General features: G+C 66.1%; 11 protein-coding genes and 1 pseudogene. 4 read left to right on the top strand and 8 right to left on the bottom strand.

The features are described from left to right. Window positions 1-20 precede the first annotated feature (20 nt). The 6 genes and pseudogenes from EV687_RS07055 to EV687_RS07030 form a co-directional block, all read right to left on the bottom strand. A pseudogene (locus EV687_RS07055) lies at window positions 21-425 on the bottom strand (ExbD/TolR family protein); the annotation flags it as partial. 5 nt (window positions 426-430) lie between these two features. Further along, entirely contained in the window at window positions 431-1,150 is a 720-nt protein-coding gene (locus tag EV687_RS07050) for a MotA/TolQ/ExbB proton channel family protein (protein ID WP_122230731.1), read from the bottom strand. A gap of 82 nt (window positions 1,151-1,232) precedes the next feature. Next, complete coding sequence (locus EV687_RS07045; protein WP_122230729.1) at window positions 1,233-2,048, bottom strand: energy transducer TonB; 816 nt, start codon at window positions 2,046-2,048, stop codon at window positions 1,233-1,235. Window positions 2,049-2,229: 181 nt separating this feature from the next. Beyond that, window positions 2,230-2,499, bottom strand: a complete 270-nt coding sequence (locus tag EV687_RS07040; RefSeq protein ID WP_122230727.1) for a (2Fe-2S)-binding protein — start codon at window positions 2,497-2,499, stop codon at window positions 2,230-2,232. 226 nt (window positions 2,500-2,725) lie between these two features. Continuing rightward, window positions 2,726-4,147, bottom strand: coding sequence for a dihydrolipoyl dehydrogenase (locus EV687_RS07035; RefSeq protein WP_122230725.1), 1,422 nt, complete (start codon window positions 4,145-4,147; stop codon window positions 2,726-2,728). A gap of 105 nt (window positions 4,148-4,252) precedes the next feature. Further along, window positions 4,253-5,185 (bottom strand): alpha/beta fold hydrolase, encoded by a 933-nt coding sequence (locus EV687_RS07030; RefSeq protein ID WP_122230723.1) that lies wholly within the window; start codon window positions 5,183-5,185, stop codon window positions 4,253-4,255. Window positions 5,186-5,265: 80 nt separating this feature from the next. On the opposite strand from EV687_RS07030, the gene EV687_RS07025 reads away from it, so the two are divergent. Together EV687_RS07025 and EV687_RS07020 are read left to right on the top strand one after the other, a co-directional pair. Further along, window positions 5,266-6,324 carry an aldo/keto reductase gene (locus EV687_RS07025; protein WP_122230721.1) on the top strand — a complete coding sequence of 353 codons (1,059 nt, stop codon included), beginning with the start codon at window positions 5,266-5,268 and terminating at the stop codon, window positions 6,322-6,324. 127 nt (window positions 6,325-6,451) lie between these two features. Then, entirely contained in the window at window positions 6,452-7,483 is a 1,032-nt protein-coding gene (locus EV687_RS07020; protein ID WP_122230719.1) for an adenosine deaminase, read from the top strand. A 63-nt stretch (window positions 7,484-7,546) separates the two neighbouring features. Here the strand turns inward: EV687_RS07020 and fabI are convergent, their stop codons facing one another. Continuing rightward, on the bottom strand, window positions 7,547-8,338 hold the full coding sequence (gene fabI, locus EV687_RS07015) for an enoyl-ACP reductase FabI (protein ID WP_122230717.1): 792 nt from the start codon (window positions 8,336-8,338) through the stop codon (window positions 7,547-7,549). Between the two features lie 79 nt (window positions 8,339-8,417). On the opposite strand from fabI, the gene EV687_RS07010 reads away from it, so the two are divergent. Both EV687_RS07010 and EV687_RS07005 read left to right on the top strand, forming a co-directional pair. Next, the gene (locus EV687_RS07010) at window positions 8,418-10,244 is read left to right on the top strand and encodes an extracellular solute-binding protein (RefSeq protein ID WP_122230715.1); all 1,827 of its coding nucleotides are present in this window, start codon (window positions 8,418-8,420) and stop codon (window positions 10,242-10,244) included. Between the two features lie 83 nt (window positions 10,245-10,327). Then, window positions 10,328-10,699, top strand: a complete 372-nt coding sequence (locus EV687_RS07005; protein ID WP_162846644.1) for a TraR/DksA family transcriptional regulator — start codon at window positions 10,328-10,330, stop codon at window positions 10,697-10,699. Window positions 10,700-10,747: 48 nt separating this feature from the next. Here the strand turns inward: EV687_RS07005 and EV687_RS07000 are convergent, their stop codons facing one another. Continuing rightward, window positions 10,748-12,784 (bottom strand): acetyl/propionyl/methylcrotonyl-CoA carboxylase subunit alpha, encoded by a 2,037-nt coding sequence (locus EV687_RS07000; RefSeq protein ID WP_122230711.1) that lies wholly within the window; start codon window positions 12,782-12,784, stop codon window positions 10,748-10,750. Window positions 12,785-12,825: the final 41 nt, after the last annotated feature.

Here is a 12,825-nt window from a genome sequence, read left to right as displayed (position 1 = left end):
CCACTCGCGCCGCCTCCGTCGGGCTCGGTGATGAAGCCGATCTTGCTCAGGCCGGTCTCGCTGGCCAGGGCCATGGCCTTGGCCACGCGCTCGTAGCGCACGTTCTTGTCGCCGCTGATGTGCAGGCTCGGCTGCGGGTCCTTGGCGCTTTCGAGGGCCAGCCGGGTCTTGAGCTCATCGTCGGTGACGGGCGTGGTGTCGAGGTAATAGATGCCTTCGGCGTCGATGCTCAGGCTGACGGTCTCGGGCTCGACCTTTTCAGGCTCCGTGCTGGCTTGTGGCAGCTCCACATTCATCGCATGCTTGATCACGGGCACGGTGATGATGAAGATGATCAGCAGCACCAGCATGATGTCGATGAGCGGCACCATGTTGATCTCGCTCATCACGTCATCGGAGTCCTGCTCCAGATTGGAAAATGCCATGGCGTTCAGCCTTTCTTGAGGGGCAGCACCTTGGCCGGCTCCTGGCCGCCATGGGCAACACGGCCCCCCGTCACGTAATAGGCGTGCAGATCATGGGCAAAGCCGTTGACCTGCAGCAGCAGCGACTTGTTGCCGCGCACCAGGGCGTTGTAGCCGATCACGGCCGGAATCGCCACTGCCAGGCCGGCGGCCGTCATCACCAGTGCCTCGCCAATCGGGCCGGCGACCGTATCCATGGTGGCCTGGCCGCTCGCGCCAATGGCCATCAACGCGTGGATGATGCCCCACACGGTGCCGAACAGGCCGACGAACGGGGCGATCGAGCCCACGGTCGCCAGGACCGACAGGCCCGACTGCAGCCGTGCGGTGAAGCCGTCGATGCAGTAGCGCAGGTTGCGGGTGATCCAGTCGCTGATGTCCAGGCTGTCGTGCAGGTGCGCCTGCGTGTTGCGGTGGTGGTTGACGGCGTCGCGGCCTTCCAGCGTCAGCATCAGAAAGGGGTTGTCGGCCTGGTTCCCGAGTTTCTGGATGCCGCTTGCCAAGTCCTCGCTGTGCCAGAAATCCTTGGAGGGCTTGACCATGCGCTTGTAGCGCATGAGGCTCAGGCCCTTGATGATGATGACCACCCAGGTGGCCAGGGACATCAGCAGCAGCAGAATGGCGACCGTGCGCCCCACTGCGTCGGCCTGGTTCCAGGCTCCCAGCAATCCGAATTCCGTTTCCATGAAGACTCCTCTGAGGATTTGAAGCAAATAGGCTATGGGTGACGATGCGCCGGGGTCGCTGGATGGCGGTCGGCACGCATCGTCAGGTCAGCTTGAAGTTGACCGGGATGTCGTACCAGTCATCGATCGGCGCGCCGTTGCGCTTGGTCGGCGTGAAGCGCCAGTTGCGCAGCACGGCCTCCTGTGCGGCCTTGTCGAGCCGGTCATAACCGCTGGAGGTGCGGATGCGCACCTCCTTGGCAGTGCCATTGGCACTGACCAGCACCCGCAAGACCACCCGGCCTTCTTCGCGCATGCGGCGGCTGATGGGCGGGTAGGGCACCGGAGTGTTGTTGAGGGCTGCCGAACTGTTGGAGGCGGCGCGCTGGATGACCGGCTCGCCTTCGGCCAGGTTGGTCGACCCCGAGCGTGCATCGGTACCGGTGATATTGGCCGAGGATGGGGCCGATGCCACTGCCGGCGCGGGTGTCGGAGCCGGCGGCGCCTCGACCGGTGCGGGCGCGGGGGCCGGCTCCGGCGGCGGCGCGGGCGGAACCACTGGCGTTCTCTCGGTGACCGGCTTGGGTTTGGTCACAGGCTTGGGAGTCGGCTTCGGCGGTGGCGGCGGCTTGGGGGCCGGTGGCGGTGGCTCGGGCGGCGGGGGAGGCGGAGGGACGGGAGGCGGTGGCTCGGGCACGGCGGGGGCCGCGGCGGGCGCTGCCAAGGGTTCCGGCGCCGGCGGCGCGATCAACTGGGTCAGGATGACTGCCGGTTCAATCACCTCGGCAGGCTCGGTTTCCTGGTTCATGACGTGCACGACGGCCCAGAGTGCGGCCACGTGAATCAGCAGAGCGCCTCCCACGGCCAGGGAAGTATTGGAGAGCCGGTTGGGCTGCTGAAGAGGGGGAAGCGGTGTCATGGCTCTGGCAAACCCACCGTCGCGCACGGCGGGGCAGGATCACGTGAAACGGGGGGCGGAAAGGAAGGGGTGCGAACGTGTGGTGTGGGTCTGGCAGCCAGGTCGGAGAAGGAGATCGAAGAACCGCGCGGGAATCACTTGCCTTTGCGCAGAATCCACCAGAGCGAACCCAGTACAAGCATCAGGCTGGTTGCGAGTGACACGATGAGCTCCATGAGTTGACCCCTTCCGAATAGATGGCAGGCTGGCTCGGGCATGATGCTTCGTTGTGCAGGGCCGCGACCGGTTGTGTTGCGCAGCATTGCTGCACCACCTCGCGCGCCGCGCATTCACAGTTGCCGCACTGCGTACCGACGCCGAGTTCGAACTGGATTTCGTCAAAGTTCATCCCGGCACGTGCGTGACGGGCGATCTCGCGGTCGGAGACTCGGCGGCAGACACAAACGATCATGGCTTGGCTGGATGGCTGGCTGGTTGATGACGGACTGATTATAAATACGAATTTTTCGTATTAATAATATTTATCGTTAACCCTAGGCGTTGTCGGATTTAGATGGATCGCATCGGACAAAGCCTCGCCTTGACTGCCATGGCGCCCCATCGTGCGCATTGCGCATGGTACAAGCCGCTGGTTGGCAGGTGCGTCAACGTCCGCGAACCACCTCGCAGACGGGTAGTCACTGCCCGGTTCCGCTGCTCGCAGCACCTGCGGGCAGTTTCTTGCGCAATTGCTGCAGCGCGGTGCGCAGGCCTTCCTCGATGGTGGGGTGGTAGAACGGGCAGGCCAGCATCGAGGCGACCGTTTGCTTCTGCTGCAGGGCCCAGGCCAGCAGGTGGCCGATGTGTTCGGCGGCGGGGCCGACCATCTCGGCGCCGAGCAGGCGCCCGTCGGCCGTGTCGGCATAGACGCGCAGCACGCCCTGGTTGCGGGCTTCGATGCGGGCGCGCCCCTGATTCCTGAAATGCACCGTACCGGTGTCGAAATCAGCGCCGCCCTCCAGCAGAGCGCGGTGGCTCTGGCCGACCATGGCGATCTGGGGTTCGCCGAAGACGATGTTCAGTGGCGCCCGCCGCTGAAAGCTCTGCACCTGCGGCCAGGTGGCGGCATTGTGGCCGGCGGCGAAGCCATCGTCGGAGGCGGTGTGCAACACCGGATGGTGGTTGTTGGCATCGCCTGCAAGGAAGATCGGCAGTGAGCCGAGCTGCCGCGTCTGCGCATCGAAAGGAGGCAGACCCTGCTCATCCAGCGTGACGCCAGCGGCCTCCAGGTGCAAATCGGCCAGCTGCGGGCGGCGCCCGGTGGCCACCAGCAGAAAGTCGAAGGTCTCGGTGTGCGTCTGACCATCGCTGGAGTAGCGCAGCTCGACGCCTTCGGCGCAGCGGCGCGCCGATTGCAGTTGGCTGTCCAGGCAACTGGGAATGCTGGCGCGGGTGAGTTCGGCACAGTGCGCGGCGACCTCGGGGTCGGTGGCCGGGCCGGCCTTGCCGCCGCGCCCGAGCAGGCGCACCCGCACGCCCAGGGCACTGAGTGCATGGGCGAGCTCCAGCCCGATCACGCCGGAACCCATCACTGCCACCGAGCCGGGCAGGGCTTGCCAGTCGAACACGACATCGCTGGTGATGAGCCGATCGCCGAGCTGCGTGCGCAAGTCCTCGGGAACTTGCGATGCGGCACCGGTGGCGATGACAAAGCTGCGTGCCTTGACGATGGTGTCTTCTCCGACCTGCAGGACACCTGAGTCGGAAAAGCGTGCCGTGCCGCTCAGCTTGTGGCCGCTGGGCCAGGCGGCGACGGTGTCGAGCGAGAACTGCACGAAGCGGTCGCGTTCCTCGCGCACCCGTTGCATCACGGCAGCGCCGTCGACGTGGACGGGGCCGGTCTGCACGCCGAAATGCGGTGCCAGGCGTGCCTGCCGCGCCGCTTGCGCGGCAGCAATGAGCAGTTTGCTGGGCATGCAACCGACGCGGGCACAGGTGGTGCCATATGGGCCATGTTCGATGGTGAGGATGCGTTCGGTATGGCGGTGCGCGGCCTGGTAGGCGGCCATGCCGGCGGTGCCAACGCCGATGATTGCCACGTCTGTCTCGATGGTTCGCATGGACGCTCCTTGTTCTGGCGCCTCGATATTGAACGCCGGTCGCGCTGATTATGCTGGCGGCCGCCAGCTTGCCATGTAGGTCAAGGCAGCATCAGCATTGTGGCGTCAGCGAGGCAGCGCCAGGAATGCTGCGATCAGTTCGGCCACGGCCTGTGGCTGGTCGTGGTGCAGCATGTGGCCGGCGTCCTCGATGCGGGCCAGGCGGCAGTCGGGCACGGCGCGCAGGCGTTCATGGTATTCGGCCAGGCTGTAACGACCCTGCCACCACTGACCGAGGCTGTCGTCGCTGCCGTCGACGGCCAGCACCGGCGCCTCGATAGCGGCGTAGACCGCCAGCACTTCCTCGACCCGAAAGACCTGGCTGCTGCTGACCTTGTGCGCGGCGTTGCCCAGGATGCGCCAGCGGCCATCGGCGCCCGGTGCGGCCCACTGGTGCGCCAGCCATAGCGCCTTGTCGGTGGTCAGGCGGCGGTTGGTCTTCATCAGGCGCTCGGCCACCCCCTGGACGCTGTCGTAGGTCTTGAGGGCCAGCTCGCCACGGGCCAGGCGCTGCAGGTCGTCCAGCCATGCCGCGTAGCGCCTGGGGGCACTGCCGGCCTGGCCGGCGGGCATGCCATAGCCTTCCAGGTTGACCAGGCGCCGCACCCGCCGGGGACGCACGCCCGCATACAGCATGGCCGCATTGCCCCCCATGCTGTGGCCGACCATGTCCACTGCGGTATCGGTGCCGCAATAGTGGTGCAGCAGGGCGTCAAGGTCGGCCAGATAATCGGCGAACAGGTAGTGATCGGTTGCAGCCCCGGTCATGCTGCCGCCGAAGCCGCGCCAGTCGGGTGCGATCACCATGCGTGACTGGATGGCGCGAGGCCCCAGCGCATCGATGACGAACTGATAGGATGCCGAGACATCCATCCAGCCGTGCAGCAGCACCAGCGGACGGTCCTGGCTGGCCGTTTCGGTGCCCCAGCGGCGCACCTGATAGGGGAGGCCGCGCACGGCAACGGTTTCGGTACGGGAAGCCAGTGTGGGTGTGTACATGGAAGATTCGATCGGGGCCAGTCCTGCGGGACGCACCCCTGTGTTGTGTGACGAGAAACGGACAAAGGAGAACAGCAGCCATGGAAAAACGAACACTGGGGCGCAGTGATCTGCAGGTCGCGCCGATCTGCCTGGGCACCATGACGTTTGGCGAACAGGTCGGCGAGGCCGATGCGCATGCGATTCTGGACCATGCGCTCGATGTCGGCGTTGACTTCTGGGACACCGCCGAGATGTATGCCGTGCCGGCGCGCGAGGCGACCTATGGTGCCACCGAGGCGATTCTGGGCCGCTGGCTTGCCGCCCACCCCGGCAAGCGCGATCAGGTGGTGCTGGCCAGCAAGGTGGCCGGCCCGAGCCGCGGCATGCCCTGGATCCGCGCCGGCAAGGGCATGACCGCGCAGGACATCGTCGCTTCCTGCGAGGGCAGCCTGCGGCGGCTGCAGACCGATTACATCGACCTCTACCAGATCCACTGGCCCGAGCGCAATGTGCCGGCGTTCGGCGCGATGTACTTCGACCCGGCCCAGGAGCGCACGCAAACCAGCATCCTGGAGCAGTTGCAGGCGCTCGATGGCCTGGTCAAGGCTGGCAAGGTGCGCCACATCGGCCTCTCCAACGAGACACCCTACGGCGTGCATGAATTCGTCCGGCTGGCCGAGGAGCATGGGCTGGCGCGGGTGGTGAGCACCCAGAACCCCTACTGCCTGACCAACCGCAGTTATGAGAACGCGCTCGACGAGACCTGCTTCCGGCTGGATGTGGGGCTGCTGGCCTATTCGCCGCTGGCCTTTGGCGCGCTCACCGGCAAGTACGATGAGACCGGCATCTTCAGCGCCGAGGCGCCACGCGGGCGCCTAAGCCTCTATGAAGCCACGCAGAAGCAACGCTGGGCGCGCGAATCGGCGCTGGCCGCGGCCCGGCGCTACAACGCGCTGGCGCGCGAACACGGCCTGACACCCACGCAACTGGCGCTGGCCTTCGTCTATCACAAGTGGCAAGTGGCCAGCACCATCATCGGTGTGACCACGCTGGGCCAGCTCACGGAAGATCTGGTGGTCTGGCAGGTCCGGCTCGGCCCCGAAGTGCTGGAAGCCATCGACGCCATCCGGCTGGAGCTGCGCGACCCGGCGATCTGATCGGCAGGGGAGGCGGCGCCTCCGCGGCCTTGTGCGGAATGGCTGGGCACAATTCGTGCTGCAGCGGGCTGCTACAGTCGATGCAAGCGGCCTTCGCCGCCACCATCTGAGTACCAAGGAGCGTTTCATGAGCCCCTCCACGATCGCCGCCATTGATCTGGCCCGCGCCATTCCCAAGGCCGAACTGCACGTGCACGTCGAGGGCACGCTGGAGCCGGAGCTGATCTTCCAGCTCGCCGGGCGCAACGGCGTGACGCTGCCGTACGATGACGTCGAGGCGTTGCGCAAAGCCTATGCGTTTACCGACCTGCAGAGCTTTTTGGACATCTACTATGCGGGCGCGTCGGTGCTGCTCAAGGAGCAGGATTTCTACGACATGGCGATGGCCTACCTGCGCTGCGCCCACGCCGACCGGGTGGTGCATGCCGAAATCTTCTTCGATCCGCAGACCCACACCGCGCGCGGCGTGCCGATGCAGATCGTGATCGAAGGCCTGCACCGCGCCTGCGTCGATGCCGGGCAGGAACTGGGCATCAGCGCCGTGCTGATCCTGTGCTTTCTGCGCCATCTCAGCGAGGACGACGCACTGGCCACGCTGGAGGCCGCGCTGCCCTGGCGGGACCGTTTCATCGGCATCGGCCTGGATTCCAGTGAATTCGGCCATCCGCCTGAGAAGTTTGCGCGCGTGTTCGCCAGGGCGCGCGAGCTGGGCCTGCGATTGGTGGCGCACGCCGGAGAGGAAGGCCCGCCCGCGTATATCCGCCAGGCGCTGGACGTGCTGCAGGTCGAGCGCATCGACCATGGCGTGCGCAGCATCGAGGAGCCGGCGCTGGTCGCGCGCCTGGCCAGCGAGCGCATGCCGCTGACCGTGTGCCCGCTCTCCAACCTCAAGCTCAAGGGCGTGCAGGACCTGGCCAGACACCCGCTGCGCAAGCTGCTGCAGGCGGGCGTGTGCGTCACCATCAACTCGGACGATCCGGCTTATTTCGATGGCTATGTCACCGAAAACTATGCGCAGACCATCGAGGCGCTGAAATTGACGCCGGAAGAAGTCGTGCAGATCGCCCGCAACAGTTTCGAGGCCAGTTTTGTCGACGAGGCCCAGCGTCAGCAATGGCTGGATCAGCTGCAGTCGGTGGTAACGAAATTCGAAGAATAAAAAATGAAAAGCCCCGCCAGGGCTGCATGGATGCGCCCAGGCGAGGCCTGTGGCCGAGTCGGCTCAGCCCTCTGACGGTGACGGCATGCCGATGGTATGGCTGAAACCGCCATCGACGTAGAGGATCTCCGAGGTGATGCCCGAGGCCAGGTCCGAGAGCAGGAAGGCGGCACTGTTGCCGACGTCCTCGATCGTCACGTTGCGGCGCAGCGGCGAGGTGGCGGCGAAGTTCGCCAGCAGCTTGCCGAAGTCCTTGATGCCGCTGGCGGCCAGCGTCTTGATCGGCCCCGCGCTGATGCCGTTGGCACGGATACCCTGCGGGCCGACGGCCTCGGCAAGATAGCGCACGCTCGCTTCCAGGCTGGCCTTGGCCAGGCCCATGGTGTTGTAGTTGGGCACGGCGCGCTCGGCGCCGAGATACGACAGCGTCACCAGCGAAGCCCGCTCGTTCAGGTAGGGCAGGGCCGCCTTGGCCATGGCCGGGAAGCTGTAGGCGCTGATGTCGTGCGCGATGCGAAAGCCCTCGCGCGAGAGGCCGTCGAGGAAGTTGCCGGCGATCGCCTCGCGCGGCGCAAAGCCGATGCTGTGCACGAAGCCGTCGAACTTCGGCCAGTGCGTGGCCAGGTCGATAAAGAGTTTCTCGATCTGTGCGTCATCGGCGACATCGCAGTCGAACACGAGCTTGGAGTCGAATTCGGCGGCAAACTCGCTGATGCGGTCCTTGAAGCGCTCGCCCACGTAGCTGAAGGCCAGCTCGGCGCCCTGCGCATGGCAGGCCTTGGCGATACCATAGGCGATGGAACGGTTGGACAGCACGCCGGTGATCAGCAATTTCTTGCCACTCAGAAAACCCATGGGTCAAACTCCTATTGTCGTGATTGCGTTTCGTGCGGCAGCCCGTCGGGCCGCGCGCCAAGTCAGGCAGAATTGTCGCATGCGCAAAACCGTTTCCTGCCTTCTGGCGCTCTCTCTGGCGGCTCCCTGGGCGGCGCTGCCGGCCTGGGGCGCGTATGCCTATGCACTGTGGGGCGAGCCCAAGTACCCGGAAGGCTTTGCGCATTTCGACTACGTCAATCCGGCCGCACCCAAGGGCGGCGAGCTGCGGCTGGTGAGCAACCTGCGCAGCTCCACCTTCGACAAGTACAACCCCTTTACCATCCGCGGCTCGACGCCGGCTTACCTGCAGACGGTGATCTTCGAGAGTCTGCTGACGGGCTCGCTCGATGAAACCGCGACCGGCTATGGCCTGCTGGCCGAGGGCGTCGAGGTCGCGCCGGATCGGCTCTCGGCCACCTTCGAGCTGCGGCCCGAGGCGCGCTTCCACAATGGCCAGCCGGTGCTGGCCGCGGATGTCAAGCACAGTTTCGACACGCTCATCAGCGCCAAGGCCTCGCCGGCCTATGCCACCATGCTGGCGGACGTGAAGCAGGCCGTGGTGCTGGGCGAGCGCCGCATCCGCTTCGATTTCGCCAGCCCCAACCGCGAGCTGCCGCTCACCGTGGGCAGCCTGCCCATTTTCAGCCGCGACTGGGGCGTGGTCGATGGCGTGGCCAAGCCCTTTGACGAGATTATCACCGACACGCCCATCGGCAGTGGCCCGTACCGCATCGGTCCGGTGGTGTTCGGGCGCGACATCACCTATGTGCGCGACCCCGACTACTGGGGCCGGGACCTCAACGTCAATGTCGGCGCCAACAACTTCGAGCGCATCACCATCCGCATCTACCAGGACAACACCGCCAGGCTGGAGGCGCTCAAGGCCGGCGAGTTCGATGCCATGCAGTTCTTCAGCGCCGGCGACTGGGCACGCCGGGTCCACGGCCGCAAGTTCGACAGCGGCGAGTTGGTCAAGACCGAGTTCGAGCACCTCAACCCGACCGGTTTCCAGAGCTATGTGCTCAACACCCGCCGTCCGCTGCTGCAGGACGTGCGGGTGCGTCGCGCGCTGGCGCTGGCGATGGATTACGAGTGGATGAACCAGCGCCTGTTCTACAGCTCCTACCGGCGCGTGCAGGGCATCTTCGGCAATACCGAATGCCATGCGGAAGGTACGCCCGGCCCGGCCGAGCTGGCCCTGCTGGAGCCGTGGCGCGGCAGCATCCCTCCCGAGGCTTTCGGCCCGGTAGCGCCGCCGCCGCGCACCGACGACCGCGAGGATGGTTTGCGCGAGAACCTGCGCGAGGCCCGCGAGCTGCTGGCCGAGGCTGGCTGGCACATCCAGGGCGGTGTGCTGCGCAACGACAAGGGCCAGCCCTTCGTGCTGGAGTACCTCGACAGCAGCGAAGGCGGCATTCGCACACTCTCGCCGTGGATGCGCAATCTGCACAAGCTGGGCATCGAGCTGCGCTTTCGGGCGGTGGACTTCGCGCTGCTGCTGCAGCGCTGGCAGAGCTTCGATTTCGACATCACCACCGTGAACATGCGTGGCACGCACAATCCCGGCCAGGAGTACGCCGAGATCTTCGGCAGCCAGGCCGCCGATACGCCCGATTCGAGCAATTTCACCGGAATCAGGAGCCCGGCCGTCGATGCCATGATCCGCCGCATGGTCAATGCCGAAAGCCGTGAGGCGTTCCTGCCCGCTTGCCGGGCGCTCGAGCGCATCATCGTCGCCGAGAACATCCTCATCCCGCAGTGGTATGCCAATACCTTCCGGGTGGTCTACAACGCCGGGCGGCTCGACTTCCAGGCGCCAATGCCGCCCTACACCCAGACCGTGGAAAACTGGATCATGTTCAATTGGTGGTCACGCCAGCCATGAGCCCCCCGCAGACGGCCTTGCTTGACGGACTTTTCATTGAGCCGAATCAAGGCTTTTTTACCGTACCAGAGCAGGATGGAGTCATGACAAAAAGCACGCAATCCCAACACGACTGGACCATATTCAAACAACGCCTGCTGGCCCGCCAGGCCGAGTTGCAGCAGGAGGTCGACAGCGCCGAGGACGAACTGGAGGCCAGCAGCCGCGACGGTGCGCAGGAGCCCGAGGACACCGCCCAATTGGCCGAGGCCAAGGAGGTGCGGCAGGCCGAAGTGGCGCGCGACCGGCAGGAACTCGACTCCATCGGCCGCGCCCTCGATCGCCTGGCTCGGGGGGTGTATGGCCTGTGCGTGCGCTGCGGCAATCCCATCGATCTCGAGCGCCTCAAGGCCCGCCCCGAGTCAACCCACTGCCTGCAGTGCAAAGAGGAGTTGGAGGCGGCCGCCGCACGCTGAGCGTGCTGCCGCTGGCGCGCGCAGTTGGTCTCGTCGCGCTGGGCTGGGCTAGACGTCCGCGAGCGTCAGCAGTTCGGCTCCATCCATCACCTGGTCGCCAGGCGCGAACAGCAGTTCGGCCACCACACCATCGCGCGGGGCGGCAATGGTGTGCTCCATCTTCATCGCCTCCATCACCGCCAGTGCCTGGCCCTTGCTGACCTTCTCGCCGGCCTGCACGGCAAACGAGACGACCTTGCCGGGCATGGGCGCGGTCAGGCGCCCGCCTTCGCCCGGCTCATCGCCCTGGGCGAGCGGGTCGATCCAGGTGATGGCATCCTGTCCGCGCGGCGCGAAGATTTCCACGGCAGCGCCGTGGCGGTAGACGTTGACGCGGGCGCTGCGCCCGGCGTAGTCGACCTCGATCGCGTCGCTTCCAGGCACCGGCACGAAGCCCAGAATGCCCTCGCTCAGCGGCGCACCTTGGTGATCGCCCTGCGGCCGCACGTCCAACTGCAGCGTGCCGTCGTTCAAGTAGCTGAGCACGGCGTTGAGCGTTTGCTCGTCCCTGGCAAACAGGAAGAAGCGCTTGGCCACGCCCCAGCCGCGCCAGCCGTCGCGCGGGTCGAACGGATCCGTGCCGTGTGCGGCGCCTTCCTGCTGCAGGGCGCTGGCCACCGCAGCAGCCACGCTGTAGGCGATGGGCCAGGCACGCTGGCCGAACAGCTGCCCGGCCTCGCGTGGGATGAGGGCCGTATCCAGCCTGGCTTGCGCGAAGGAATCGGTCCTGATCGCGCGGCGCAGGAACTGGATGTTGTTGGGCAGGTCGACGATGTGCATCTGCGACAGCGCTTCGTCCAGCCGTGCCAGCGCCTGCTCGCGCGTCTGGCCATGCACGATGAGCTTGGCGATCATCGAGTCGTAGTAGGGGCTGATGGCATCGCCCTCGCGCACGCCGTCATCGACACGCACCTCGCCCACGCTGAAGCTGCTGGCCGGCGGTTTGCGGTAGATGGCAAGCCGGCCGGTGGCGGGCAGGAAGTCGTTCTCGGGGTTCTCCGCGTTGATGCGCGCCTCGATGGCGTGGCCGTGGATCTGCAGTTCATCCTGTGCCTTGGGCAGCGGCTCGCCGGCGGCGACGCGCAATTGCCATTCGACGAGGTCTGTGCCGGTGATGGCCTCGGTCACCGGGTGTTCGACCTGCAGGCGGGTGTTCATCTCCATGAAGTAGAAGCGCATCGCCTCGGGCTGGTCATAGCCGCCGGGCTGCTCGACGATGAACTCCACGGTGCCTGCCCCCACATAGCCGACGGCCTTGGCGGCGGCCACGGCGGCCTCGCCCATCTGCTGGCGCAGCGCGGGCGTCATGCCGGGCGCGGGCGCTTCTTCCAGCACTTTCTGGTGGCGGCGCTGCACCGAGCAGTCGCGCTCGAAGAGGTAGACCACGTTGCCCTGCGTGTCGCCAAACACCTGGATCTCGATATGGCGCGGGCGCTGCACGTATTTTTCGATCAGCACGTTGTCGTCGCCAAAGCTGTTGATGGCCTCGCGCTGGCACGATTGCAGCGCGGCATCGAAATCCTCGGTTCGCTCGACGATGCGCATGCCTTTGCCGCCACCGCCGGCGCTGGCCTTGATCAGCACCGGGTAGCCGATGCGGTCGGCTTCGCCCTTGAGCAGTGCGGGGTCCTGATCGGCGCCGTGGTAGCCGGGTACCAGCGGCACACTGGCTTTTTCCATCAGCCGCTTGGATTCGGCCTTGAGGCCCATGGCGGCGATGGCCGAGGCGGGCGGGCCGATGAAGACCAGGCCGGCATCGGCGCAGGCCTGCGCGAACTCCTCGTTCTCGCTCAGGAAACCGTAGCCGGGGTGGATGGCCTGCGCGCCGGTGGTCTTGGCGGCATCGATGATGCGCTGCCACTGCAGGTAGCTCTCCTTCGGGCTGTTGCCGCCGACATGCACGGCCTCGTCACAGGCCTGCACATGCTTGGCCTTGGCATCGGCATCGGAGTAGACGGCCACAGTCTGGATGCCCAGGCGGTGGGCGGTGGCGGCGACGCGGCAGGCGATCTCGCCCCTGTTCGCGATCAGGATTTTGCTGAACATGGTTGTCTCCTTTTTGGGCGCGGGTTCAATCGTGTGAGTCT

The sequence above is a fragment of the Corticibacter populi genome, assembly GCF_004217315.1.
GTDB lineage: Bacteria > Pseudomonadota > Gammaproteobacteria > Burkholderiales > Burkholderiaceae_C > Lampropedia > Lampropedia populi.
Note: the sequence above shows the minus strand (reverse complement) of the source record. Positions and strands in the feature narration are given on the sequence as shown.